General features: G+C 60.5%; 21 protein-coding genes. 14 read left to right on the top strand and 7 right to left on the bottom strand.

Annotated features, from left to right (window positions below):
- The first annotated feature begins 436 nt into the window (after window positions 1-436).
- The 3 genes from JBE38_RS15645 to JBE38_RS15655 all read left to right on the top strand — a co-directional run bounded on the left by JBE38_RS15645 (window position 437) and on the right by JBE38_RS15655 (window position 6,502).
- Window positions 437-2,227, top strand: a complete 1,791-nt coding sequence (locus JBE38_RS15645) for a DUF1302 domain-containing protein (protein ID WP_161550043.1) — start codon at window positions 437-439, stop codon at window positions 2,225-2,227.
- Window positions 2,228-2,254: 27 nt separating this feature from the next.
- Window positions 2,255-3,613, top strand: a complete 1,359-nt coding sequence (locus JBE38_RS15650; RefSeq protein ID WP_090368617.1) for a DUF1329 domain-containing protein — start codon at window positions 2,255-2,257, stop codon at window positions 3,611-3,613.
- Between the two features lie 393 nt (window positions 3,614-4,006).
- Window positions 4,007-6,502, top strand: a complete 2,496-nt coding sequence (locus tag JBE38_RS15655) for a LuxR C-terminal-related transcriptional regulator (protein WP_205344621.1) — start codon at window positions 4,007-4,009, stop codon at window positions 6,500-6,502.
- Here the strand turns inward: JBE38_RS15655 and JBE38_RS15660 are convergent.
- Window positions 6,499-7,374, bottom strand: coding sequence for a helix-turn-helix domain-containing protein (locus tag JBE38_RS15660; RefSeq protein ID WP_205344622.1), 876 nt, complete (start codon window positions 7,372-7,374; stop codon window positions 6,499-6,501). The two genes, JBE38_RS15655 and JBE38_RS15660, sit on opposite strands and share 4 nt — an antisense overlap.
- Before the next feature lie 136 nt (window positions 7,375-7,510).
- Between JBE38_RS15660 and JBE38_RS15665 the strand changes: the two genes are divergently transcribed.
- The gene (locus JBE38_RS15665; protein ID WP_205344623.1) at window positions 7,511-8,410 is read left to right on the top strand and encodes a DMT family transporter; all 900 of its coding nucleotides are present in this window, start codon (window positions 7,511-7,513) and stop codon (window positions 8,408-8,410) included.
- A gap of 129 nt (window positions 8,411-8,539) precedes the next feature.
- On the opposite strand, the gene norR is transcribed toward JBE38_RS15665, so the two are convergent.
- Window positions 8,540-10,090, bottom strand: coding sequence for a nitric oxide reductase transcriptional regulator NorR (norR, locus tag JBE38_RS15670; protein ID WP_205344624.1), 1,551 nt, complete (start codon window positions 10,088-10,090; stop codon window positions 8,540-8,542).
- 147 nt (window positions 10,091-10,237) lie between these two features.
- Between norR and hmpA the strand changes: the two genes are divergently transcribed.
- From hmpA to queC, 8 genes are all read left to right on the top strand, one after another.
- On the top strand, window positions 10,238-11,419 hold the full coding sequence (gene hmpA / locus JBE38_RS15675; RefSeq protein WP_060754369.1) for an NO-inducible flavohemoprotein: 1,182 nt from the start codon (window positions 10,238-10,240) through the stop codon (window positions 11,417-11,419).
- 161 nt (window positions 11,420-11,580) lie between these two features.
- Window positions 11,581-12,087, top strand: a complete 507-nt coding sequence (locus JBE38_RS15680) for a disulfide bond formation protein B (RefSeq protein WP_060754368.1) — start codon at window positions 11,581-11,583, stop codon at window positions 12,085-12,087.
- 792 nt (window positions 12,088-12,879) lie between these two features.
- Window positions 12,880-13,821 (top strand): ubiquinol oxidase subunit II, encoded by a 942-nt coding sequence (gene cyoA / locus JBE38_RS15685; RefSeq protein ID WP_090368627.1) that lies wholly within the window; start codon window positions 12,880-12,882, stop codon window positions 13,819-13,821.
- Window positions 13,822-13,824: 3 nt separating this feature from the next.
- Entirely contained in the window at window positions 13,825-15,843 is a 2,019-nt protein-coding gene (gene cyoB, locus JBE38_RS15690) for a cytochrome o ubiquinol oxidase subunit I (RefSeq protein ID WP_090368629.1), read from the top strand.
- 3 nt (window positions 15,844-15,846) lie between these two features.
- Complete coding sequence (locus JBE38_RS15695) at window positions 15,847-16,473, top strand: cytochrome o ubiquinol oxidase subunit III (RefSeq protein WP_060754365.1); 627 nt, start codon at window positions 15,847-15,849, stop codon at window positions 16,471-16,473.
- Window positions 16,473-16,808 carry a cytochrome o ubiquinol oxidase subunit IV gene (gene cyoD / locus JBE38_RS15700; protein WP_060754364.1) on the top strand — a complete coding sequence of 112 codons (336 nt, stop codon included), beginning with the start codon at window positions 16,473-16,475 and terminating at the stop codon, window positions 16,806-16,808. The genes JBE38_RS15695 and cyoD overlap by 1 nt, the downstream gene beginning before the upstream one ends.
- An 11-nt stretch (window positions 16,809-16,819) precedes the next feature.
- The gene (gene cyoE / locus JBE38_RS15705; protein WP_060754363.1) at window positions 16,820-17,707 is read left to right on the top strand and encodes a heme o synthase; all 888 of its coding nucleotides are present in this window, start codon (window positions 16,820-16,822) and stop codon (window positions 17,705-17,707) included.
- 178 nt (window positions 17,708-17,885) lie between these two features.
- Window positions 17,886-18,584: a 7-cyano-7-deazaguanine synthase QueC gene (queC, locus tag JBE38_RS15710; protein WP_205344625.1), complete on the top strand. Its 699-nt coding sequence runs from the start codon at window positions 17,886-17,888 to the stop codon at window positions 18,582-18,584.
- 135 nt (window positions 18,585-18,719) lie between these two features.
- On the opposite strand, the gene JBE38_RS15715 is transcribed toward queC, so the two are convergent.
- Both JBE38_RS15715 and JBE38_RS15720 read right to left on the bottom strand, forming a co-directional pair.
- Window positions 18,720-19,604, bottom strand: coding sequence for a queuosine precursor transporter (locus tag JBE38_RS15715; protein WP_060754361.1), 885 nt, complete (start codon window positions 19,602-19,604; stop codon window positions 18,720-18,722).
- Complete coding sequence (locus JBE38_RS15720) at window positions 19,591-20,196, bottom strand: helix-turn-helix transcriptional regulator (protein ID WP_090368635.1); 606 nt, start codon at window positions 20,194-20,196, stop codon at window positions 19,591-19,593. The genes JBE38_RS15715 and JBE38_RS15720 overlap by 14 nt, the downstream gene beginning before the upstream one ends.
- A 242-nt stretch (window positions 20,197-20,438) precedes the next feature.
- Here JBE38_RS15720 and JBE38_RS15725 point away from each other — a divergent pair, with 242 nt between their 5' ends.
- Together JBE38_RS15725 and ptaA are read left to right on the top strand one after the other, a co-directional pair.
- A complete protein-coding gene (locus JBE38_RS15725; RefSeq protein ID WP_205344626.1) occupies window positions 20,439-21,794 on the top strand; it encodes a serine hydroxymethyltransferase in 1,356 nt (451 codons plus the stop codon).
- A 96-nt stretch (window positions 21,795-21,890) separates the two neighbouring features.
- Window positions 21,891-22,982, top strand: a complete 1,092-nt coding sequence (gene ptaA, locus JBE38_RS15730; RefSeq protein ID WP_205344627.1) for a pyoverdine biosynthesis transaminase PtaA — start codon at window positions 21,891-21,893, stop codon at window positions 22,980-22,982.
- A 144-nt stretch (window positions 22,983-23,126) separates the two neighbouring features.
- Here ptaA and JBE38_RS15735 read toward each other — a convergent pair whose 3' ends face one another.
- From JBE38_RS15735 to JBE38_RS15745, 3 genes are all read right to left on the bottom strand, one after another.
- The gene (locus JBE38_RS15735) at window positions 23,127-23,831 is read right to left on the bottom strand and encodes a hypothetical protein (protein WP_060754358.1); all 705 of its coding nucleotides are present in this window, start codon (window positions 23,829-23,831) and stop codon (window positions 23,127-23,129) included.
- A gap of 158 nt (window positions 23,832-23,989) precedes the next feature.
- A complete protein-coding gene (locus JBE38_RS15740) occupies window positions 23,990-25,240 on the bottom strand; it encodes a 2-aminoadipate transaminase (RefSeq protein WP_205344628.1) in 1,251 nt (416 codons plus the stop codon).
- An 88-nt stretch (window positions 25,241-25,328) separates the two neighbouring features.
- Window positions 25,329-26,222, bottom strand: a complete 894-nt coding sequence (locus tag JBE38_RS15745) for a LysR substrate-binding domain-containing protein (RefSeq protein WP_205344629.1) — start codon at window positions 26,220-26,222, stop codon at window positions 25,329-25,331.
- Window positions 26,223-26,279 lie beyond the last annotated feature (57 nt).

Consider the following 26,279-nt stretch of genomic DNA (forward strand, 5'->3'; position numbering starts at 1 on the left):
CGTTTTATTGGGGGCATAAAAAAGGCCGCTGCAAAAGCAGCGGCCGAAGTAAGACGTTGGATCAAGGAGCGATAAATCAACGTCGGTGAACACCTGTAACAGATTGAATATATTAGCCAATCCGTTGAAATCAGACTTTTCTCCCGAAGGTGGGAGCGGGCGGTTTGCCCTGAAAGCCCGCTTAGAATAATCCGTTGTAACGAAATGAGTAATAGCGGATCGGGACAAGGACTGTTACCGGATTGGCAACAGTTGCCGGTGTGCCATCCATCCCTCTGATAACGGGTCATCTACCCGATCCATGGCCCCGCCCGCAGCCCGGCCAGAGCGGCTGTTCATCCTTTCGAGCGACAACGCGAATACCTCCTTGGTGCGCTTATCCCTCCTGGCGAGCGGCAGTAGGGTGGAGCCTTCTGTCACTCACCGGGGAAGACGCATGACAAAAACAACAATGCGCGCCATCTTCACGCCACAGGCGCTCGCCGCAGCGGTTGCACTGGGCTGCTGTGCCCAGGCCCAGGCGGTTTCGTTCAATATTGGCGAGGTCGAAGGGCAATTCGATTCTTCGCTGTCGGTCGGCGCCAGCTGGGGCATGCGCGATGCCGACAAGAAGCTGGTCGGCGTTTCCAACGGTGGGACGGGGCAGGCGTCCACCGGGGATGACGGGCGGCTGAACTTCAAAAAGGGTGAAACCTTCTCCAAGATTTTCAAGGGCATTCACGACCTGGAGCTCAAGTACGGCGACAGCGGCGTGTTCGTGCGCGGCAAGTACTGGTACGACTTCGAACTGCAAGACGAAGACCGCGAATTCAAGCCGATCAGCAATAACCACCGTGACGAGGGCGCGCGCTCTTCCGGCTATGAGTTGCTCGATGCCTTCGTGTATCACAACTACTCCATCGGCGACCTGCCGGGCGCTGTGCGCGTCGGTAAACAGGTGGTGAGCTGGGGCGAGAGTACGTTTATCGGTAACTCGATCAACAGCATCAACCCCATCGACGTCTCGGCCTTTCGCCGTCCGGGCGCTGAAATCAAGGAGGGGCTGATCCCGGTCAACATGCTGTTCGCTTCCCAGAGCCTGACCAATCAGCTCTCGGTGGAAGGCTTCTACCAGTTGAACTGGGAAAACACCGTGGTGGATAACTGCGGCACCTTCTTCGGCAACGACGTGGTTGCCCATGGCTGCAACAACAACTACACCGTCGGCAGCCCGGCGATCGCGCCGTTGCAGCCAGTGGCGGCGGCGTTCGGCCAGGGCTTCCAGGTCACCCGCGAAGGCGTGGTGGTGCAGCGTGCCAAAGACCGTGACGCCCGCGATGGCGGCCAGTTCGGCGCGGCGTTGCGCTGGCTGGGGGATGACACCGAATACGGCCTGTACTTCATGAACTACCACAGCCGTACGCCCACCGTGGGAACGATTACCGCCAACACCAGCCTGGCGACCATCGGGCGTATCGCCAACGCTGCCAACGCGATTGCCCCCGGTTCCGGCGCGGGGCTGGCCCAAAGCACTATGCTCGGTCGTGGCCAGTATTACCTCGACTACCCGGAAGACATCCGCCTGTACGGCGCCAGCTTCTCCACCACCTTGCCGACCGGCACGGCCTGGACCGGAGAGATCAGCTACCGCCCCAACGCACCGGTGCAACTCAACACCACCGATTTGACCCTGGCGCTGGTCAACCCGATTGCCGGTAATACCGCTTCGCCGATCCGCAGCTCGTTCGGCTCTGACAACTCAGGCTATCGCCGCAAGGAAATCACCCAGATCCAAAGCACCATGACCCAGTTCTTCGACCAGGTGCTGGGCGCCGAACGCCTGACCCTGGTGGGTGAGGCGGCGTTCGTGCACGTCGGCGGCCTGGAAGCCAAAACCAAGCTGCGCTATGGCCGCGACTCGGTGTTCGGTGCCTACGGGTTCCAGGGCGATACCGACGGTTTCGTCACCGCCAACTCCTGGGGTTACCGCGCCCGGGCGATCCTGGACTACAACAACGTGTTCGCCGGGGTGAACCTCAAGCCCAACCTGTCGTGGTCCCATGACGTCAGTGGCTACGGCCCCAACGGCATTTTCAACGAAGGCGCCAAGGCGATCAGCGTCGGCGTGGATGCGGACTACCGCAACACCTATACCGCCAGCCTCAGCTACACCGACTTCTTTGGTGGCGACTACAACACCCTGACCGACCGCGACTTTATCGCCCTCAGCTTCGGCGTGAACTTCTGATCTGGTTTTAAGGAAGGACAAGAACCTATGCGTAAGCTATTTGCAGTGATGGCGCTGAGTGTATTGGCCGCCAACGTGATGGCGGCGGTGTCGCCTGAAGAAGCCGCCAAGCTGGGCACGACCCTGACCCCGGTCGGCGCCGAGAAAGCCGGCAACGCCGATGGCTCGATCCCGGCCTGGACCGGCGGCATTCCGAAAAATGCCGGAGCGGTGGACAGCAAGGGCTTCCTGGCCGACCCGTTCGCCAGTGAAAAACCGCTGTTCGTGATCACCGCAGCGACGGTGGACAAGTACAAGGACAAACTCTCCGATGGCCAGGTGGCGATGTTCAAGCGCTACCCCGAAACCTACAAGATCCCGGTGTACCCCAGCCACCGTACGGTCAACCTGCCACCGGACATCTACGAGTCGATCAAGCGCAGCGCGCTGAACGTGCACGCCATCAACGACGGCAACGGCCTGGAGAACTTCACCGGCAACCGTTACTACGCGTTCCCGATCCCCAAGAACGGCGTGGAAGTGCTGTGGAACCACATCACCCGTTACCACGGCGGTAACCTCAAGCGCATCATCACCCAGGCCACCCCGCAGACCAACGGCAGCTACACGCCGATCCGTTTCGAGGAGGAGGTGGCGGTGCCCCAAGCGATTCCGGATATCGATCAGGCCAAAGCGGCCAACGTGCTGAGCTTCTTCAAGCAGTCGGTGACCGCGCCGGCGCGCCTGGCGGGCAACGTGCTGCTGGTGCACGAGACCCTCGACCAGGTGAAGGAACCGCGCCTGGCCTGGATCTACAACGCCGGCCAGCGCCGCGTGCGGCGCGCACCGCAGGTGTCCTATGACGGCCCGGGCACGGCCTCCGACGGCCTGCGTACCACCGACAACTTCGACATGTTCTCCGGCGCTCCTGATCGTTATGACTGGAAGCTGATCGGCAAAAAAGAAATGTACATCCCCTACAACAGCTACAAGCTTGATTCGCCGACCCTCAAGTACGACGACATCATCAAGGCCGGGCACATCAACCAGGACCTCACCCGCTACGAACTGCACCGCGTGTGGGAAGTGGTCGGCACCGTCAAGCCGAGTGAGCGGCACATCTACGCCAAGCGCCACATGTACATCGACGAAGACAGCTGGCAAGTCGCGCTGGTGGACCACTACGACGGCCGTGGCCAGCTGTGGCGTGTCGCCGAAGGCCATGCACAGTTCTACTATGACCACCAGGTGCCGGCCTACACCGTGGAAACCCTGTACGACATCATCGCCGGGCGCTACATCGCCTTGGGCATGAAGAACGAGGAGAAGAGCAGCTTCGTGTTCGGTTTTGCGGCCAAGGCTGCGGATTACACTCCGGCGGCGTTGAGGTCCGAGGGCGTTCGATAATGCCTGTTTGAAACGCAATAAAAATGTGGGAGGGGGGCAAACCCTAATGCCAGTCAGTTAAAGGGTGGGATGTAGAACACGTCATCCGTAGTGAGCGGGCTTGCCCCGCGCTGGGTGGCGTAGCCGCCCCAAACCCAGGCACCTCGGTTCTTCTGAAATACCGCGGCGTCTTTGTTGGGGCGGCTTTGCCACCCAGCGCGGGACAAGCCCGCTCACTACAGAGTTTGGCCGCGGCAGGTTCTCTTAATTGACTAGCATTAGGGCAAGCCCCGTCCCACATTTGGTTTTGTGCATGGCTGACAATCAGTGTGCTGAATACTTCTTCAATAACCCCTCACCACAGGACTAGGGTAGGCCCCAGATCGCATAACAATAAAAAAGCAGGATGCAGCAATGACTGCCATGACACGCTGCCTGGACCGTCCTGGATTCATGCCCCGGCTGTCCGCCCATCATCTGTTGCGACCACGCCTGGCCGAGCCGTTGCTGGCCGCGTCGGCCCGGGTGAAACTGCTGTGCGCGCCCGGTGGCAGCGGCAAAAGTGCGCTGCTGGCCGAGTGTGCCTTGCAGGCGCCGGCAGGCTGCCAGGTCTATTGGCTGCCCCTCAATGGCGCCGCGCTCACACCCTTGGAGTTCTGCCGGCGGTTGGCGCAGAACCTGGGCCTGCCCTTTAGCGACGAAGCTACCCTGTTGCTCGACCTTGGCCGCTGGCAGCCGCCGGGTTGGGTGTTCCTCGATGATTTTTGCCGTGTGCCCGCGCCCGAACTGGACGCCTTGCTTGACCGCCTGCTCAGCGCCGCCAGCCCGGCACTCACTTGGTGGCTGGGCGTACGGCGGCGCCCAGCGTGCAACTGGCCACGCCTGCTGCTCGACGATGAACTGTGGGAGTGCCACGAGCTGCTGTTCAGCCCAGCGGAAATCCAGCGATTGCTCGGCGCCGGGCCGACCCTCGAGCGTGTGATGCAGTTCAGTGGCGGTTGGTGCGCCGGGGTGCGCATCGCCTTGCTTGGCGACGGTCATCCCGACAAGACCTTGCTCGACTACCTGCAACATGAGCTATTCAGCACCCTGCCTGCTGAATTGGCCGAAGCCTGGCGCGTGCTGGCCCACATGCCACGCTTCAATCCGGGGTTGTGTGAGCACCTGTTCGGCTTCGGTGACGGTGACCGCTACCTGCGCGAGTTGCAGGCCCTCGGTGCGTTTATCCAGCCCTGGGAAGACACCCCGGACTGGCTGCAGGTATTTCCGCCTTTGGCGCGACTGCTGCGTGAGACGCCCTGGCCGGCCAAGCGCTCCTGGCATCGACGCGCCTGCCAGTGGTTCAGCGCAGAAAGCGACTGGCAAGCCGCCTTTGAACAGGCGCTGCAGGCCGAAGAGTACGAAGTGGCGGTGAGCCTGTTGCAGCATTTCAGTTTCGAGGATTTGTTCCGCGGGGAAAACGCCGTGCTGTTGTTGCGCCTGCATGAGCAGCACGGGGATGAATTGCTGTTGGGCTCGGCGCAACGGGTCGGGCTGATGACGGCTGCCTTGCTGTTTGCCGGCCGCTTTGAACAAGCAGGCGTGTGTATCGACCAGCTCGCACGGTTTACGCCGCAGCCGACGGCGGCGCAACAGTGCCATTTGCTGGCCCGCTGGCAGGCCCAATGGGGCTGGCTGTTGCATTTGGGCGGCGATGCCGAGCGCTCCCGCGAGCATTTTCTGGAAGCGCTGCAAGCCTTGCCCGACAGCGCTTGGACCTCACGCCTGATGTGCCTGTCGGGCCTGACCCAGCAAGCCTTGCTGCGCGGTGAGCTGGACGTGGCTCAAGCCTTGAATCGTGAAGCCCTCTGCCTGGCCCGTGCCCATGGCTCGCTGATCCTGGAGGCCCTGCTTGAGCTGGATCATGCTCAATTGCTGGAGCAGCGCGGTGCGCCCTATCGGGCCCAGAGCCTGCTGGAGACGGTACAGGCCATGCTGGTTCGCCAGCGGCTCAAGGCCGGGCCACTGGCCGGGCGTATCGCCCTGCGACGTGGGCACCTGGCGTTGCGCCAAGGGCACGACGCGCTGGCGACCGAGTGTTTCACCGAAGGGTTGAACCTGTGCCTGCACAGCCACGACAAGCGCGTGCTGTATGGATTTCTCGGCTTGGCGTTGCTGGCAGCCAACCATGGCGATTACGCCCAGGCCTTTATCCAGTTGCGTGACGCCGAACGGCTGATGCAGCAACGCCAGGTGCCGGACACGGTGTACCGCGCCGTGCTGTTGTTGGTCAGTGGGCATTTCTGGTTGCAGCAGGGGCGTGCCGAACTGACGGTAGAGGCGGTGCGTCGGGTATTGCGTCACTTTCGTGGCCCCCAGGCCCGCCAGGCGCCGCCGGCCACCCTGGAACTGGTGCCGCGCCTGGAGTACCTGCTGGTGCTGGCCGAGGTCAAGCTGGGGTGCGCCGATCAACCCATCGCACGCCTCAATGCGCTGCTCGAGACTACTCGCCAGCGCGGCATGCTGTGCCTGGAAACCGAATTGCACCTGGTGCTGGGTGAAGTGGCCTGGCAGTTGGGCGACCCGGCGCTGGCCCGCCATGCGCTGCAAACCGGGCAGGCGCTGGCGCAGCGTTGCCAGGTGCAGCAGGCGCTGCGCGAGCTGCGTTTGCGCTCGCCTGGGCTGTTGAGCGAATTGGGCCTGGAGACGCCAGTGTCACCGGCGGGTGCGGCGGACAATCCCCTGAGCCAGCGTGAGCTGGAAGTGTTGCAGTTGATCGCCCTGGGCAACTCCAACTTGGAAATCGCCGACCGACTGTTTATTTCCCTGCACACCGTCAAGACCCATGCCCGGCGTATCCATAGCAAACTGGGCGTGGAACGACGAACCCAAGCGGTGGCCAAGGCCAAGACCTTGGGCTTGATGGCCTAGCCGCGCAAGGCCTGGCGGTATTCACCGGGCGTGGCGCCCAGGGCCTGGCGAAAACGATGGGTGAAGTGGCTGGCGCTGGAGAAGCCGCACATCCAGGCGATCTCACCCAAGGGCAACGCGCCGCCGCGCAGAAGGGCTTGCGCACGCGCCAGGCGTCGCGCCAAGAGATACTGATGGGGCGGCAGGCCGAAACTCTGGCGGAACATTCGCGCAAAATGGTATTCCGACAGCGCACACAGCCCGGCCAACTGGCCCAGGCTGATCGGGTCTTGCAGATGCTGGTCGATGTACTCGATCAACAACCGGCGCTGATGGGCCGCCAGCCCGCCTTTCAACCGCAGCCCGTCGCGTGCGCCCACCTGGCTGAGCAGGGTGTGGCTGAGCATTTCATGGGCCAGGCTGCTGGTCAGCAGGCGTTCGCCGGGCTCATGCCAGTTCAGGGCGATCAAGCGGTGAAAGCGGCGGGCCTGGGCGGCATCTTCCAGAAAGGTGCTTTCGCGCAGTTGCAGCGCGCGTGGCTCACGGTCAAGCAAGGTGACGCAGCCCAGGGCAAATTGCTCCGCGCTGAAATACACATGGGCCAGGCGAATTTCGCCGTTGATCACCCAGGCCGACTGATGCTCGGCGGGCAGGATGCACAGCTTGTCCGGCCCGCCCTTGGTGCCCGGCTGGTCACGCCGGAACGTGCCGGTGCCGCCGCCGATATAGCAAGACAGGGTGTGATGGTCGGGCGCCTGGTAATCCTGGGCATCGTGGTGGTTGCTCCACAAGGCCGCGGACAAACCGTCACCGAGCTCGGCGCAGGCTTCCAGGCGTGCGTTGGGCGAGCGGTTAAGGGATTGAAAGACCTGCAGCGATTCCAGGGTTGGCATGGCGTATTCTCCGGCGCCTTGCATCCTACTCCGGGCGGTCGGCGCTGTGATCCCACCGCCCGACAAAAGCGCAAGAATGTGCAAGCGCAGTTGCCAGGGAGGCGGCGACACTGGGGCTCAATCGACGGAGCCCGCTATGAACCTTTTCCTGTATTTACTCACGGTGCTGATCTGGGGCACCACCTGGATTGCCCTCAAATGGCAGTTGGGCGTAGTGGCGATTCCGGTGTCGATCGTCTATCGCTTCGGCCTGGCGGCGTTGGTGCTGTTCGCGCTGTTGCTGCTCAGCCGCAAGCTGCAGGTGATGAACCGGCGCGGGCACCTGATTTGCCTGGCCCAGGGGGTGTGCCTGTTCTGCGTCAACTTCATGTGTTTTCTCACCGCCAGCCAGTGGATTCCCAGCGGGTTGGTGGCGGTGGTGTTTTCCACGGCCACGCTGTGGAACGCCTTGAATGCCCGGGTGTTCTTCGGCCAACGGGTCGCGCGTAACGTATTGATGGGCGGCGCGCTGGGGTTACTGGGCCTGGGCCTGCTGTTCTGGCCGGAGCTGGTCGGGCATACCGCCAGCCCGCAGACCTTGCTCGGCCTGGGCCTGGCGTTGCTCGGCACGATGTGCTTTTCGGCGGGCAATATGTTGTCGAGCCTGCAGCAAAAGGCCGGGCTCAAGCCGTTGACCACCAATGCCTGGGGCATGGCGTATGGCTCGGCGATGCTGGCGACCTACTGTGCCGTGCGCGGTATCCCGTTCGATATGGATTGGAGTGCACGTTACATCGGCGCGCTGGGGTACCTGGTGATCCCAGGTTCGGTGATCGGCTTTACCGCCTACCTCACGCTGGTCGGCCGCATGGGGCCGGAGCGCGCGGCGTATTGCACGGTGCTGTTCCCGGTGGTGGCGCTGAACGTGTCGGCGTTTGCCGAGGGCTATCAATGGACCGCGCCGGCGCTGATGGGGTTGGTGCTGGTGATGTTGGGCAATGTGCTGGTATTCAGAAAGCCCAAGCCGACATTGACTCCATCCCGCGCCATTGCCTGAAGTAGTGAGCGGGCTTGCCCCGCGCTGGGGGGCGCAGCCGCCCCAAACCCAGGCACCTCGGTCCTCCTGAAATACCGCGGCGTCTTTGTTGGGGCGGCTTCGCCCCCCAGCGCGGGGCAAGCCCGCTCACTACGGTTTGAGGCCCAGGCGTTTGGCCAGGCGGCCCAGGTTGGCGCGGTCCAGGCCCAGTTCGCGGGCGGCGCCGGCCCAGTTGTGCTGGTGGCGCTCCAGGCAGGCGCTGATCAGCTGGCGCTGATAATGCTCGGTGGCCTGGCGCAGGTCGCCAGTCACCGTGGGGGCCGGTGCGGGTGGCGTTTCGACCTCAGGCGACGTGCTGATGTCGGGCAAGTCCAGGTCCTGGGCACTCAGGCTCAGGATCTTCGGGCGTTCGCGACAGTTGCCCAAGGCCTTCAGGGTGCTGCGTCCGATCAAATGCTCCAGCTCGCGTACATTGCCCGGCCAGTTGTAGGCCAACAGCGCCGCTTGCGCGTCGCTGCTCAGGCGCAGGCTGCCCAGGCCCATGCGCGAGCGGTTCTGCTCCAGGAAGAACCCCGCCAACAGCAGCACATCGCGGCCACGTTCGCGCAACGCCGGTACTTGTAGCGGGTATACGCTCAGACGGTGGTAAAAGTCGGCGCGGTAACGGCCATTGCGCACTTCTTCGGCCAGGTCGCGGTTGGTGGCGGCGATCAGGCGCACATCCACCTGGTGCTCTTTGTCCGAGCCCAGGCGCTGCAACTGGCCGCTCTGCAGTACGCGCAGCAGTTTGGCTTGTACTGTCAGTGACAATTCGCCCACTTCGTCCAGAAACAAGGTGCCGCCATTGGCCAGCTCGAACTTGCCCCGGCGCTCGTTCAACGCGCCGGTGAAGGCACCGCGCACATGGCCGAACAGTTCGCTCTCCACCAGCGTCTCCGGCAGCGCCGCGCAGTTGAGGCTGATCAGCGGTTTTTCGGCGCGGTGCGAAGCGGCGTGGAGGGCTTGCGCGACCAATTCCTTGCCCACCCCGGTTTCGCCGGTGATCAGCACGGTCAGGTCGCTGCTGCCCACCAGCTTGATTTCCTCCTCCAGGCGCTTGTGGGCCTTGCTCTGGCCGATCATTTCCTTGTGCTGCTGGCCGCTGGCCTGGCGATAAATCTCGGCGCGCTGGTGCTCATCTTCGGCACGCAGGGCCAGGTGTTCGATACGTGCGGCGACGTTGACGGTGGCGGCCGCGAGGCTGGCGAAGGCTTGTAGGGCAGCCAGTTCGACGCGCTCGAAGCGCTCGGTGTCCAGGGCGTCGAGGGTCAGCAGGCCCCAGGGGTGATCGTCGACAAACAGCGGGCATCCCATGCAGTCGTGCACTTGCAGATGCCCATGCACGCCATCGACCAGGCCGTCGTAAGGGTCGGGCAGTTCGCTGTCGCTGTCGAAGCGGGTCGGGCCGGGGCTGCTCAACAGCACGGCAAAGCGCGGGTGTTCGCTGACCTTGAAACGCCGCCCGAGGGTATCGGGGCTCAAACCGTCGACTGCCAAGGGCACCAGCCATTCGCCGTCCAGGCGCAGCAACGCGGCGGCATCGCACGGCAGCAGGGCGCGCATGGCTTGTAGCAAGCGGCGGTAGCGCTCGCCCTCAGGCAACTCGCGGGATAAGTCGGCGACCAGAGGCAGCAGGGTCGTGAGCAACGATTGCGCAGTCATAATGACTCCTTGTAGTCCTTATGACTATAAGTTGTAGGAGGTCATACTGACTACAAAATATTTAACTCATTGAAAAATAACCAATAAAAAGTTGGCACGAATACTGAGTAGGTAAGGGCAATCAGTAAAAAGACCCAGGAGTCAGCCATGCTTAGTGCCCAAGACCGTGCCATCGTCAAATCCACTGTGCCCCTGCTGGAAAGCGGCGGCGAAGCCCTGATCACGCATTTCTATCGCATGATGCTCAGCGAATACCCGCAGGTTCGCCCATTGTTCAACCAGGCCCACCAAGCCAGTGGCGACCAGCCTCGGGCCCTGGCCAACGGCGTGTTGATGTACGCGCGGCATATCGACCAGTTGGACCAACTGGGCGACCTGGTGGCGAAGATCATCAACAAGCATGTGGCCTTGCAGATTCTGCCGGAACACTACCCGATCGTCGGTGGCTGCTTGCTGCGCGCCATCGCCGAGGTGCTGGGCAGCGAGATCGCCACCCCTGAAGTGCTCAGTGCCTGGGGTGCGGCTTATGGCCAGTTGGCGGACATCCTGATCGGCGCCGAAGCCGCCATCTACGACGAGAAAGCCCAGGCCCCGGGCGGCTGGCGCGGTGCGCGGCCGTTTATCCTGGTCAAACGGGTGGAGGAGAGCGATGAGATCAGCTCCTTCTATTTCGCCCCGGCGGATAACGGCCCGATCCTGGCGGCCGCACCTGGGCAATACATCGGCATGAAGCTGTTGCTCGACGGCGAGGAAGTGCGCCGCAACTACTCCCTTTCGGCCCTGACCGATAAGGGCCTGTACCGCATCAGCGTCAAGCGTGAAGCCAATGGGCGGGTCTCCAATTACCTGCATGACCAGATGCACGTCGGCGCGACTATCGAGCTGTTCCCGCCGGCGGGTGAGTTCACCCTGGCGGCCAGCGACAAGCCGCTGGTGCTGATCAGCGGCGGGGTGGGTATCACACCGACCTTGCCGATGCTCGAAGCGGCCCTGGCGACAGCGCGGCCGGTGCATTTCATTCACTGTGCGCGTAACGGCGGGGTGCATGCGTTTCGCGACTGGGTGGATGGCCTGGCTGCCCAACATCCCCAGCTCAAGCGCTTTTACTGCTATGCCGAGGATGACGGCGTGAGCGCGGCGGCGGACAAAGTCGGCATGCTGACCCGCGAGCAACTGGCGGCGTGGTTGCCTGAGCAGCGTGATGTGGATGCCTACTTCCTGGGGCCTAAAGGTTTCATGGCGGCGATCAAGCGCCACCTCAAGGCATTGGGTGTGCCGGAGAAGCAAAGCCGCTATGAATTCTTCGGCCCGGCGGCGGCGCTGGAATAATTTCGCGGGAACAACGCTGTTCAATGTGTGGGAGGGGGCAAGCTCCTCCCACATTTGGATCTCTATTTGCCCAGATTAATCTGCTGTTAACCCTTGTCTGTTTAAACCACTCCCTGTGTGTAAACTTGCGGCCATTGGCACAACGACAAAGGGAAACGGGGATGAGTGACGAATTGCGTTTAGGCAGGGAGCGACGCTTTCTGGTGTTGCTGGGCATCATCTGCCTGGCGCTGATCGGCGGGGCGCTGTACATGCAAGTGGTGCTGGGCGAGGCGCCGTGCCCGCTGTGCATCCTGCAACGCTATGCCTTGCTGTTGATCGCGGTGTTCGCGTTCATCGGTGCAGCCATGCGTACCAAGGGCGCGCTCACGTTCTTCGAAGGGTTGGTCGTACTCAGCGCGCTGGGTGGCGTCGCCGCCGCGGGGCATCATGTGTATACCCAGCTGTTCCCCGAGGTCAGCTGCGGTGTAGATGTATTGCAGCCGATTGTCGATGAACTGCCGCTGGCCAAGGTGTTCCCGCTGGGTTTCCAGGTCGATGGCTTTTGCAGCACACCGTACCCGCCGATCCTCGGCCTGTCCCTGGCGCAATGGGCACTGGTGGCGTTCGTGCTGACGGTGATCCTGGTGCCTCTGGGCATTTACCGTAACCGTCAACGCAACCACTGAGTCGCTGACGAAAACGCCCCGGTCCTTCTTGAAGGAAGGCCGGGGCGTTTTGCTTTGTAGGGATTTTGTGAAACTGCCGTGACAAGGAGCAATTTCAGGTGCGCGCAGTGTGCGACATGTTGTCACACGGAGGCTGTCGCAGGACGTTTCCGAGCCGTGCCACGGGCCATTAAATTTGCGCCAAACGCGCAAATTGTGCTGTCAGTTCGTGGTGTGTGAGACCGCGCAAAGCCTGTAGCGTTCCAGTGCCGGAGCAGTCTGCGAATGCCTTGTTTTATGGGCACTTGCCCGCGTTTGACATGCCCTTACAGGCTGTAAGGGATGTGGCCCTTTGCCCAATAACACGGCAATTTTTGTGGTTTTTGTTGAGAATCGAACGCGATAAGATCGCGAACCGTTGCAAGAATGGTGAAGGATTATTGCTGTAATCGATAAAAATTATTTCTTTATAAGACATGGTTTATACATCGCTAGCTAACTACAATCGCCCGCACTGAATGTCCGGTGCTGTTCAATATTTGAGCATTGGAGCGGTCGAGGAGCAGATGGAAGGCTCTGTGCGACCCCAGGTTCCGGCAGCCTTTCAACTATCCGCACCAAATGGAATTGGTCTGTAACAAGGCCTTTAACCACGAAATCGAATAAGAACTCACTGCAGGTCCGTGAAACGTACATATATGACGTGATGGGCAGGCTCTTATTCAATCGAAGAGAAATGCCAACCCTTGGCAGGGTGAAGTGTTGGCGATCAAAACCCAACTGCATTGCGCAAGCTGCTTTAGAGGTCGTGAGATGAGTAAAAACAGGTACCCCCGATTACTAGGCTTTTTGCCGCTGCTTGGCATGTTGTTAATGCTGGGAGGCTGCAAGTGGACCTTGCTCGACCCAAAAGGACAGGTCGGTCTGGATGAACGAAACCTGATCATCACCGCCACCCTGCTGATGCTGCTGGTCGTGGTTCCTGTGATCATCATGACCTTCGCCTTCGCCTGGAAATACCGCGCGTCGAACACCAGCGCCACCTACGCGCCGAAGTGGTCGCACTCCACCAAGATCGAAATCGCGGTGTGGCTGGTCCCGATCCTCATCATCATTGCCCTGGGTTATGTGACCTACAAGTCCACCCACGCACTGGACCCATACCGTCCGCTGGAATCCGACGCCAAGCCGATCAACATCGAAGTGGTCGCGCTGGACTGGAAGTGGCTGTTCATCTACCCGGACCTGGGTATCGCCACCGTCAACAAGATCGTATTCCCGGAGCACACCCCGGTTAACTTCAAGATCACCTCCGACGCCGTGATGAACTCGTTCTTCATCCCAGCCCTGGGCGGTCAGATCTACGCGATGGCAGGCATGCAGACCAAGCTGCACCTGATCGCCAACCAGAAAGCTGAAATGGAAGGCATCTCCGCCAACTACAGCGGTGCTGGCTTCACCGGCATGAAATTCAAAGCGATCTCGACGAGCCAGGAAGATTTCAACGCCTGGGTAGCCGAAGTCAAGGCCGCACCTAAACAGCTTGATCAAGCTGAATACGACGCCCTGGCCAAACCAAGCCAGAACAACCCAGTCGCTCTGTACTCCGCGTATGAGCCGAACCTGTTTCAGAAAATCGTCGACAAGTACGAAGGTATGAAGCCAGGCAAGCCGGTCAAGCACGAGAAGAAAGAAGTGGCCGTGGTTGAAGGTGCTGACACGGGCTCGCATTCAACTGCTGGGGCAGAGGAGTAAACGATGTTTGGTAAATTAAGTTGGGATGCGGTCCCGTTCCACGAGCCGATCGTGATGGTGACCATCGCCATGATCGCGCTGGGTGGTCTGGCACTGGTTGCAGGTATCACGTACTTCAAGAAGTGGTCCTACCTGTGGACCGAATGGCTGACTTCGGTCGACCACAAGAAAATCGGCGTCATGTACGTCATCGTTGCCATGGTCATGCTGCTGCGTGGTTTTGCCGACGCCATCATGATGCGTACCCAGTTGGCCATGGCCACCGAGGGTTCGCCTGGCTACCTGCCACCTGAACACTATGACCAGATCTTCACCGCTCACGGTGTGATCATGATCATCTTCATGGCGATGCCATTCTTCACCGGCTTGATGAACCTTGCCTTGCCGCTGCAGATCGGTGCGCGTGACGTTGCCTACCCGTTCCTGAACTCCCTGAGCTTCTGGCTGCTGGTTTCCGGTGTGGTGCTGATCAACGTTTCCCTGGGCGTCGGCGAATTCGCCAAGACCGGTTGGGTTGCGTATCCGCCATTGTCGGGCATTCAGTACAGTCCGGGCGTGGGTGTGGACTACTACATCTGGGCGCTACAGCTATCAGGGCTCGGGACGACGCTAACGGGGGTCAACTTCCTGGCCACCGTCCTGAAAATGCGCGCCCCTGGCATGAAACTGATGGACATGCCGATCTTCACCTGGACCTGCACCTGGGCAAACGTCCTGATCGTGGCTTCGTTCCCGATCCTGGCCGCTACCATGGCGCTGCTGTCGCTTGACCGTTACCTGGATTTCCACATTTTCACCAACGAACTTGGTGGCAATCCAATGATGTACGTGAACCTGTTCTGGGCATGGGGTCACCCTGAGGTGTACATCCTGATCCTGCCGGCGTTCGGTATCTTCTCCGAAGTGATCTCGACCTTTACCGGCAAGCGCCTGTTCGGTCACCACTCGATGGTCTACGCTTCCGGCGCGATCTCGATCCTGGGCTTCATGGTTTGGCTGCACCACTTCTTCACCATGGGTTCGGGTGCCAGCGTCAACGCCTTCTTCGGCCTGGCAACGATGCTGATTTCCATCCCGACGGGGGTGAAGCTGTTCAACTGGCTGTTCACCATCTATCACGGTCGTCTGCGCATGACCAGCCAGGTTCTGTGGACCCTGGGCTTCATGGTGACCTTCGCCATCGGCGGCATGACCGGCGTACTGCTGGCCATTCCGGGTGCTGACTTCGTACTGCACAACAGCCTGTTCGTGATCGCTCACTTCCACAACGTGATCATCGGTGGGGCGGTATTCGGCTACATCGCTGGTTTCGCCTTCTACTTCCCGAAAGCGTTCGGCTTCAAGCTGCACGAAGGCTGGGGCAAGGCTGCGTTCTGGTTCTGGATCTCGGGCTTCTTCGTTGCATTCATGCCGCTCTATGCGCTGGGCTTCATGGGCATGACCCGTCGTCTGAACGCCACTACCAATCCTGAGTGGGTGCCGTACCTGTACGTCGCCATGTTCGGTGCGTTGATGATCGCCGTGGGTATCGCCTGCCAGTTGATCCAGCTGTACGTCAGCGTGCGTGATCGCAAGCAGAACATGTGCGAATCCGGTGACCCATGGAACGGCCACACCCTGGAATGGTCGACCTCGTCGCCACCTCCGTTCTACAACTTCGCCGTGATCCCTACTGCGAACACCATTGATGCGTTCACCGAAGCCAAGGAAAACGGTACTGCGTACCAGAAGCCTAAGCACTACGAACCGATCCACATGCCAAGCAACACCGCCACTGGCGTGGTGATGGGCGGCCTGTTGACCGTATTCGGTTTCGCGATGATCTGGCACATCTGGTGGCTGGCAATCGTGAGCCTGGTCGGCACTATCGGTTACTTCATCATTCACGCTGCCCGTGATGATCAAGGCTACATGGTGCCGGTCGAGACGATCGAGCGCATCGAAGCCGAGCAGCACGCTCGCCTGGTAGCCGAGAAGAAGATTCCGGCCAACCGTGTAGAAACCTCGTTGGAACAGGCTTAAACCATGTCGAACTTAGTGACCAATGCTGGACACGCCCATGTCGATGACCATGGGCACGATGACCATCACCACGACTCGGGGCCGATGACCGTTTTCGGTTTCTGGCTCTACCTGATGACCGACTGCATCTTGTTTGCGTCGATCTTCGCGGTGTACGCGGTACTGGTAAACAACACTGCCGGTGGCCCGTCGGGCCACGACATCTTCGAACTGCCTTACGTGCTCGGCGAAACCGCCTTGCTGTTGTTCAGTTCGATCACCTACGGCTTCGCCATGTTGGCCTTCTACAAGGGCAACAAGAAAGGCGTACTGAGCTGGTTGGCACTGACCTTCCTGTTCGGCCTGGGCTTCATCGGCATGGAGATCAACGAGTTCCATCTGCTGATCTCCGAAGGCTACGGCCCGCACCGTTCCGGCTTCCTGTCCGCGTTCTTCACGCTGGTAGGTACCCACGGTCTGCACGTGTCGGCAGGTCTGCTGTGGATGGCGGTGATGATGTATCAGGTCAATAAGCACGGCCTGACCAACACCAACAAGACTCGCCTGAGCTGCCTGAGCCTGTTCTGGCACTTCCTGGACGTGGTCTGGATCTGCGTATTCACCGTTGTCTACCTGATGGGGACTCTGTAATGGCTAATGCACACTCCCATGACAGCCACGATGCAAGCCACGGCAGCGTCAAGTCTTACGCTATCGGCTTCATCCTGTCGGTCATCCTGACCCTGATCCCGTTCGGCCTGGTGATGTACCCAACCTTGCCGAAGTCGATCACCTTGATGATCGTCCTGGCGTTCGCGGTGATTCAGGTTCTGGTTCACCTGGTGTACTTCCTGCACCTGGACCGCTCTGCGGCCCAGCGTGAGAACGTGATTGCATTCGTGTTCGCAGGCCTGGTGATCGTTCTGCTGGTTGGTCTGTCGCTGTGGATCATGTTCAGCATCCACACCTACATGATGGCGAAGTGAGGTAAGACCCGATGTCGCTTAAGCACTTTATCCAAATCACCAAACCGGGGATCATTTTCGGTAACGTGCTTTCTGTGGCGGGCGGTTTCTTCCTGGCCTCCAAGGGACATGTCGATCTGGCCATCTTCCTGGCTGCAATGATCGGCACGTCCCTGGTGGTAGCTTCCGGTTGTGTCTTCAACAACTGCATCGACCGTGACATCGATATCAAGATGGAACGCACCAAGAACCGCGTGCTGGTGCAGGGGCTTATTTCCCTGAAACTGGCACTGGTCTACGCGACCGTCCTGGGTGTTGCCGGTGTAGCCCTGTTGTACAAGGTGGCCAACCCGTTGGCGGCGCTGTTTGCCGTGATCGGCTTTGTCATCTACGTCGGCCTCTACAGCCTGTACCTCAAGCGCAAGTCGGTTCACGGCACGCTGGTGGGCAGTCTGTCGGGGGCGATGCCGCCGGTGATTGGTTATGTGGCTGTGACCAATAGCTTCGACATGGCCGCGCTGACGCTACTGGTGATGTTCAGCCTGTGGCAGATGCCGCATTCCTACGCCATCGCGATTTTCCGCTTCAATGACTACCTGGCTGCCTCGATTCCGGTTCTGCCGGTCAAGCGTGGCATCCAGGTGGCCAAGAAACACATCCTGCTCTACATCCTGGCCTTCCTCCTGGCGACCTTGATGTTGACCTTCAGTGGCTACGCCGGCATGAGCTACCTCGCCGTTGCGGCCGCCATGGGCATGTACTGGTTGTACATGGCCTGGACCGGTTACAAGGCGGTGGATGACACCGTCTGGGCGCGCAAGCTGTTCGTGTTCTCGATCTTCACCATCACCGCGCTGAGCGTGATGATGTCCCTGGATTTCCAAGTACCGAAAGAGCTGTTGCTGACCTACGCACACTGAGTCTTGGAGCAATGAAAAACCCCGCCTTCGAAAGAAGCACGGGGTTTTTTATATTTTGGCGTGTCCGCGAAAAACCTGAGGGCGTCGTGCCAAACCGGACTCGCTGCGTTATCGTTGTCGTTTTTCGCGAGCAAGCTCGCTCCTACACCCACATTCTACAAATGCAGGAAGCGCAGAGATGAGTAAAAAAGCCGTTGTGGTCTTCAGTGGCGGGCAGGATTCGACGACCTGTCTGATCCAGGCCTTGACGCGGTATGACGAAGTGCACTGCATTACCTTCGATTATGGCCAGCGCCATGTAGCGGAAATTGAAGTCGCCCAGCAGCTTGCGAAGCAGTTGGGCGCCACCGTTCACAAAGTGATGGATGTGTCGTTGCTCGGCGAACTGGCCATCAGCAGCCTGACCCGCGACAACATCCCGGTGCCGACCGTGAACAGCTCGGGCGAAAGCCTGCCGAGTACGTTTGTGCCGGGGCGCAATATTCTGTTCCTGACCCTGGCGTCGATCTACGCCTACCAGGTGAAGGCTGAAACCGTGATTACCGGCGTCTGCGAAACCGACTTCTCGGGTTACCCCGATTGCCGCGATGAGTTCGTCAAGGCGCTGAACAAGGCGCTGGAACTGGGCATGGAATACAAGCTGCACCTGGACACCCCGTTGATGTGGCTGAACAAGGCCGAGACCTGGGCACTGGCCGACTATCACAACCAGTTGGAGCTGGTGCGCCATCAGACCCTGACCTGCTACACCGGCATCATCGGTACGGGGTGCGGTAACTGCGACGCGTGCAACCTGCGTGCACGGGGCTTGAATGACTACCTGCAGAACAAGGCTGAAGTCATGCAGAGCCTGAAGCAGAAGTTGCAGCTGAATTAAGTAATTCCCGCGAGCAACCGCTCACCTGTGGCGAGGGAGCTTGCTCCCGCTGGACTGCGTAGCAGGCCCAGTCTTTTCAAACCAAAAGCTGGGGCCGCTACGCGACCCAGCGGGAGCAAGCTCCCTCGCCACAGGTTACAGTGTTGCCGTGGTGCCGGTGATCCAGCGCTTGAACAATGCGCGCGCACCGTAGGCAGGCAGGATATTGAAGAAGGCAAAGCCGACTTTGATCGCGATCTGCACATAGATCATGCTCAGGATATCGCTGGTTTGCATCGCGCCGTAGAAGGCGATGAAGCAAAACAGGAAGCTGTCGATGATGACCGCGAAGAATGTGCTGAGGAAGATGCGCAGGTACAGGTACTGGGAGTTGGTCAGCTCTTTGATCTTGCACAGCAAGTACGAGTTTATGTTCTCGGACACCAGGAACGACACCGAGGAGGCGACCAGTACCGAGGACACTTGGATGATCACGTCGTTGTACGGCCCATCCAGTTTCCAGCCCGGCAGCCCCGGCAGGAAGGTCGAGCCGTAGAGCAGGATGATGATCATCGCGTTACTGGCAAACGCAAACAGAATGGCCCTTCTGGCCAGGCGCAGGCCGAACTGCTCGTTGAGCAGGTCTACGATCAGAAAGGTCAGCGGATACAGGAAGGTGCCCGGCGTGACGATGATGCCCAGCGACTCCAGGTAAATGGGTTTGGTCGCGGCGATGCTGGTAAAAATATAGAAGGTGAACAACAGCAGGTTGAGGATGATGTAGATCATCCAGGAGTTCTCGTTACGATCGTTCAAGTCATAGGCGGTCAGCGTGCCTCCCTGCGAATAGAACTTCTTGTACAGGTTCTTGACTTCCATTTTGTTCAGGTTGTCCATTATTTCGCTGTTGATGACTTCGCTCAGTTTCATTTTGATGACCTTGCCGGTGGCAATCACCATGATGATCGCCAGGCTCTTGTCATTCTCAAACCCCAGCAGCTTGTAGTTGCTGTTTTCAACGCTCGCTTCATACGTTGTCATTGAAGCGCTCCTCGATGATGTCGCCGATCACGCACAGGCGTTCCGAAGCGCTACAGGCGTCAAGGGTGATGAACATCTTGCGGATGGCCCTGTCGTACACCAACTTTTCCTTGCCGGGGCTCGACGTGCCTTTTTGCACGATCAATAAATCACCCGCTTCGTTGATGCCGGGAATGCCGCGCTCCAGGCGCACGCCGATCAGGTTGCAGCAGGTGCCGAAGTAGTAGGTCAACGGATACCGCGTGGCCAGTTCGCCAATACGCTTGTCCAGGTTCTGCATCACCTGGCTTTCCTTGAGCACCGGCACGGCTGCGGGATTCATGTTGCCCAGAGGGGAGACACTGCTCTCGAGGATTTCCTTGGCTTCGAAATCGACGGTCTCGATCTCGTCGTAGGAGATACCGAAGAAGTCGGAGATCTTGCGAATGGTCGACTGCTGTACGTTGACGACCTTGCCTTCCAGGATGTTGTAGATGGTGGTCCTGGTCAGGCCGGCGGCACTGCTTAGCGAAAGCTGGGTTTCGCCACGGCTTTTGATCAAGTACTTGATGTTGCTCTTCAAGTGCTCGGTTTTTTCCCGTTTGTGTATCACGTGCTCACCACTTCCCTTTAGGTATAAACGTCCGTTTTCCACACCGCCAGTTGCACGGCGTCGCGAGTGTTGCACGCGTCGGCCACAACAATAAAGTCCCGCATGCTCTGCCTCGCTGCTTTGCCGTCATCTGTGCGCGCAGAAATGAACATTTAATTGGGAAAATGTTTAAATTTCTGTTTAATTGAATGCCTCGGTTCAGGACGAATCGGCTCGCAACACCCTGGAAGGGAACCGCACTGATGGCACTCAATACCGCACCACTGAAAGACCAGGCCGACCTGCTGCGTCGTGGCCTGGCGGATCTGCACGCTGAAGACCTTGAGCTGGCGAGCATCCTCGATGCGGAAGTCACGCGACAGCACCGCACCTTATCGCTGGTCTCTTCATCCTGCGCCGTCAAGCCGCATACGCTGGTGGCCAGTGCCTCGGCCTTGGTCAATGTCACGGCGGAAGGCATGCCGGGCAGGCGTCATCGTACGGGCTGCGAGAACGTCGACCGAGTCGAAGCCCTGGCCATTCGCCGGGCGCTGGAACTGTTCGATGCCCACTACGCAGGCGTGCAGTCGCACTCGGCCTCCAGTGCGATCTCCCAAGTCCTCTCAGCGCTGCTTGAACCGGGCGATACCTTACTGGGCATGGCCCACGACCATGACGGCGATCTCGCCCTCGGCAGCCCGGCTGTACTCACGGGCGCCTATTACAAAGCCATCCGTTACGGCACCACCGCCGACGGCCTCATCGATTACGCGCAGGTGCGCAGCCTGGCCCTCGCGCATCGTCCGCGCATTATCATCTGTGGGGCGCAGGCTTACTCGCGGGTGGTGGATTTCGAGCGGTTTCGCGAGATTGCCGATGAGGCCGGCGCCATCCTGCTCGCTGACATTTCCTACATTGCCGGGCTGGTCGTGACCGGACGCCATCCCAACCCGATCAACGCAGCCCATGTCACCATTACCTGCACGCACAAGCAATTGGGCGGCCCTCGTGGTGGGCTGATCCTGTCCGGGCGCGATGCGAATACCAAGGTGCCCGGCTTGAAGTCGACCTTCAGCCGCGTCCTCGACCAGGCCGTCTTTCCTCGCATGCAGGGGGCACCGGCAGTCAATATGATCGCGGCTAAAGCGGCTGCCCTGGGGTACGCCAAGTCGCCGGCATTCGACGCCTGCATGGAGCGGGTTCGTACACTTGCCGATGAAATGGCCCGCGCTTTTCAGGCGCATGACTATGACGTCGTGGGTGGGCGAAGCGAAAACCACACGGTGCTGATCCGGTTGCGCGGCGCGATGACCGGCGCCATCGCGGAGTCGGCGCTGGAGGGCTGCGGCCTGCTGGTGAACAAGCATCGCGTGCCGGGTGAGACGCGCTCGTCATGGGTCACCAGCGGCGTGTGTATCGGAACCGGTTCCATGGCGCAACGCATGATCGACCCGCCCGGCTGCCGGCAGGTTGTCGCGCTGATTTGCCAGGTGCTGGACAGCGTGACACCGCTGGGCGAGGAGGATTACCGGCAGGACCCTGCGGTAAGCGAACAGCTGCGTTCGCAGGTGCAGGCGTTGTGTGCGAACTACCCCATCATCGACTACCTGGAGCGCTGATCGCCCAGTGCCCGGTTAAATCAGCCGGTGTTCTCCTCGTCATACTCCTCTGTATGAGCTGTGCGAATCCATCCCCGCCTACGAGGAGTCGTTACCATGGTCAGCGTGAGTCGTCGTTCCCTTCTTGCCGTCGGCGCGGCCCTGCCGATACTCGGGCGTCTGGATTGGGCGCTCGCCAGCCCGGCGGCGGCAGCGTCTGACAAGGTATTGCTCAACTACAACGAAAGCCCCTACGGCCCCTCGGGCGTTGCTCGTGAGGCGATGCAGCGTGGGATCGCGACGTCCGGGCGTTATCCCTACCCGGACATGTACGCGTTGGCCGCTTTGTTCGCCCAGCAGCAGGCCATCCCGGAAGACCATGTGGCGGTGTTTGCCGGCTCCATGGCCGCACTGCGCTACGCCGTGGTGGCGTTCACCAGCGAAGCCCGCAGCCTGGTGATGGCCACGCCGTCCTACGAGCTGCCGCGCCAAGCTGCCGAATCGCACAAGGCGCCGGTGCACGAAGTGAACCTCGATGCCAGGCACGCCCATGATGTGCCCGCCATGCTCGCCGCTGATCCCCAGGCGGGCCTGCTTTACCTGTGCAACCCCAACAACCCGACCGGCACCCTGACGCCCAGCGCGACGATCCGCCAAGCGCTGGCAAACAAACCCGAAGGCTGCGTGCTGGTGGTGGATGAGGCGTATATCGATTTCTCCGATGCCCCCAGTTGCGTGAGCTGGGTCAAGGACCATGACGATTTGCTGGTGCTGCGCACATTCTCAAAAATCTATGGCATGGCCGGCGCGCGGCTGGGCTTGGCAATCGGCCACCCTGCGTTGCTGGAGCGGCTGGCAGTGTTCGGTGGCGATAACGTACCGGCCGCGTCCTCCTTGCTCGGCGCCCGGGCGAGCCTGGAAGACGTCACGCTGCTGCCGCAGCGCAAGGCGCTCAATGCCCGGGTGCGCGAGGAAACGCTGGCCTGGCTCAAGTCCCGCGGCTTCACCTGCACGGTCTCGCAGAGCAACTGCTTCATGATCGACGTGAAACAGCCCGCCGAGCACGTCATCGAGCGGCTTGCGGCACAGAACGTGATGGTGGGGCGGGTCTGGAAAAACTGGCCGCAGTGGGTGCGGGTGACAGTCGGCACCCAGCAGGAGATGGAACGCTTTCGTGAAGTGTTCGCGGGGCAGGTGATGAACGCTTAGTCGGCCAAAGGCGCAACGCTGCGACTGTGGCGAGGGAGCTTGCTCCCGTTGGACTGCGAAGCAGGCCCAGTCTTTTCAAACCCAAAGCTGGGGCCGCTGCGCGGCCCAGCGGGAGCAAGCTCCCTCGCCACAGGCTGAACGCCCTTATTGCGCGGCGATGGCGTAGCCGTCAAAGGCGCTCTGCTGTTGCAGGGCTGTCACGATGCTTTTGCGCGTGACCGGCTGCTCTACGCCGCTGTTGTCGATGAAGGTTTCGCTTTCCAGTTCTGCTTCGCTGCCTTCGCCCACGAACGCAAAACCGAGGAACTCAAGCGCCTCGCGGTCCACGTTCAGTTTGGAGCGTGGCGTGCGCAGCGGCAGGGTGACGCTGATGCCGTCTTTGCTGATCACAAACACTTCGGCTTCTTTCTTGGCGCGGGCCGCCTTGCCCTTGCCGGCGCTTGGGTTGCTGATGGCCTGGTGGCTCTGGTTCAGCACCTTGAGGGCCAGGCCATAGACCAGTTCCTGAAACTCGGGGTCGTCCTTGAAACTGGACAGAATGCGACTGATCGAAAACTGGCTGCTGAGGTTTTCCAGCGCAGCATTGTCGGCGGCTTCGGCGTCCTTGAGTTGCTTGAGCTGGCCCATCAGGTCGTAGGCTTTGTCATCGTCGAAGGCATCGTGGGCCTGGCGGATAGCGACGCGCAGTTCGCGGATCTGGTCGCTTTCCTTGGAGGTGTGGAACGCGTCCAACACCATCTCGCTGATGATCTTGGCGGCAGGCACATGCTGTGAAAGATTGATGGCGTTTTCGTATTCAGCTTTGGAGTGCAAGGCGACTACGGATTCTTCGGTGTGCGAATCGGACATTGAAATTTCACTACTTCAGTAAGCGGGACAAAAAAGCGTCGCGCATTTTCAAGGGGCAGGGGAGTCAGGTCAAGGCAGCACAATGCCCTTATCGCGACTCGTCCGCAGAACAGACCAACGGTCACCTCGGGACCGGACCGACGTCACCCTCCGCTTTACTAGGCCAACTGCCGCAGGCACGCCTCCAGGATATCCAGGCCTTCCTCCAGCACCGCAGGCTCGATGGTCAGTGGTGCCAACAGGCGGATGATGTGCCGCGACTTGCCGCTGGGCATCAGCAGCAAGCCCGCGTCCCGCGCCAGTTCCAGCAGTTGGGTCAGTTGTTTGGAGGCCGGCGTGCCGTCGGCATTGACCAGCTCGATGCCGCGCATGGCCCCCACGCCGGTCATGCGGCCCAGGTACGCGCACAGGCCCTGGGTGCGCCAGGCGTGGTAACGACGGGTGATGGCTTCTTCCTGCTGTGAACCCCAGGTTTTGAGGTGGGCATCCGTCATTGCATCGAGGGTAGCCAATGCGCCGGCGCAAGCGATGGGGTTGCCGGAATAGGTGCCGCCCAGGCCGCCCTTGGGCAGGTTGTCGAGCAAAGGTTTACGGCCGACTACGGCGCCCAAGGGCACGCCGCCGGCGATGCTTTTGCCGAGCAGGATCAGGTCCGGTTCGATGCCCAGTCGCGAGAACGCAAAGCGTTGGCCGGTGCGACCAAAGCCGGACTGGATTTCATCGGCAATCAGCAGGATGTGGTTCGTATCGCAGAAGCGCCGCAAGGCTTGGGCAAACTCGATATCCAGGGCCAGGAAGCCGCCTTCGCCCTGCACCGGTTCGATGATGAAACAGGCGACGTCACTGACATCGATTTCCACGCTGAACAAGCGGTCCATGGCCTTCAGCGCTTCGGCGCAAGTGACGCCGTTGTCGGCGCTGGGGTAGGGCAGGTGATACACGGGGCCTGGCAGTACGCCGACCTTTTGCTTGTAGGGCGCGACCTTGCCGTTGAGGTTGAGGGTGGCCAGGGTACGGCCATGGAAGGCGCCGTCAAAGGCGATGACCACCGTGCGCCCGGTGGCGCCGCGCACGATCTTCAAGGCATTTTCAGCGGCTTCCGCGCCGCTGTTGGTGAGCATGCCGCTGACCGGGTAACCCACCGGAATGAACGCGCTGAGGCGTTCCATCAATTGGAGGTAGGGCGCGTGGGGCACGGCGTTGAACGCGTAGTGCGTCAGCTTCGTGGCCTGTTCCCGAATGGCCTCGACCACGCCTGGGTGGCAATGGCCGAGGTTGAGCACACCGATGCCGCCGACAAAGTCGATATAGCGTTTGCCCGTGGTGTCCCACACCTCGGCGTTCTTGCCGTGGCTGAGGCTGATCGGGTGAACGATGGAAATCGACTGGCTGATGGTGGCGTGGCTCATGACTCTCGGACTCGGCAGTGGCGGGCGTTTTTTATCTAAGCCGCACGCCCGGCCCTGTCGCAAACGAAATAAAGTCGCCGGGTCATTATTAAAAGTCAGGATGTGCGCCGACGTAGTCGACCATCCAGTTCAGGAAGGCCTTCACTTTGGGGATATCGCCGGCATGTTCGGCATGGGCAATAAAATGCGCGCCGGCGCTGGGCATTGCGTAGTTCCACGGGATCATCAAGCTGCCGCTGGCCAACTCCTCGACCACCAGATACTGCGGCACCAATGCCACGCCATAACCCGACTGCGCCGCACGGATGCACATGTAGAACGTATCGAAACGCGGCCCGTGGTAGCTGTTCTGCGAGTGCAGGCCCTGCTCCAGAAACCACTCGTGCCAGGCTTCCGGGCGCGAAGTGCACTGCAGAAGGGTATGGCGCGAAGAGGCATCGCTGCCCTCGGCGACGAACCCCGGTGCGCAGACCGGCACCACCGCCTCGTGAAACAACTCGATGCAGGTCGCCCCAGGCCATGAGCCCTGGCCGAAGAAAAACGCGATATCCGCCTTGGCCTGCAGCACGTCAAAAGGCTCCAGCTCGTTGCGTACGTCCAAGTGGATACTGGGATGTTTGGCCGCGAAATCCTTGAGCTTGGGCACCAGCCAACGGTCACCGAACGTTGGCTGGGTCGCGATGCGCAGTACTTCGGTCTCGCCGCCGTAGGTGAGGATATAGCGGCTGGAGATATCCACCTGGGTCAAGATCTTGTGCACTTCGGCCAGGTACAGCGAACCTGCCGGTGACAGGTACAAGCGCTGGCGCACCCGTTCGAACAGGTTGTGGCACAGCATCTCTTCCAGTTGCGCCACCTGCTTGCTCACCGCGCTTTGGGTCAGGTGCAATTCTTCAGCGGCACGGGTGAAACTCAGGTGGCGGGCGGCCGCTTCGAAGCATTGCAAGGCGGTCATCGAAGGGGTCAAGCGTTTTGAAATCATGCAGTTCATTCCAAATTGGAAGGAGCCTTTGCCGAAAGGTCGTTTGTGGCAGGCGGG

It is taken from the genome of Pseudomonas sp. ICBG1301 (assembly GCF_016918385.1).
Taxonomy (GTDB): Bacteria; Pseudomonadota; Gammaproteobacteria; order Pseudomonadales; family Pseudomonadaceae; genus Aquipseudomonas; species Aquipseudomonas palleroniana.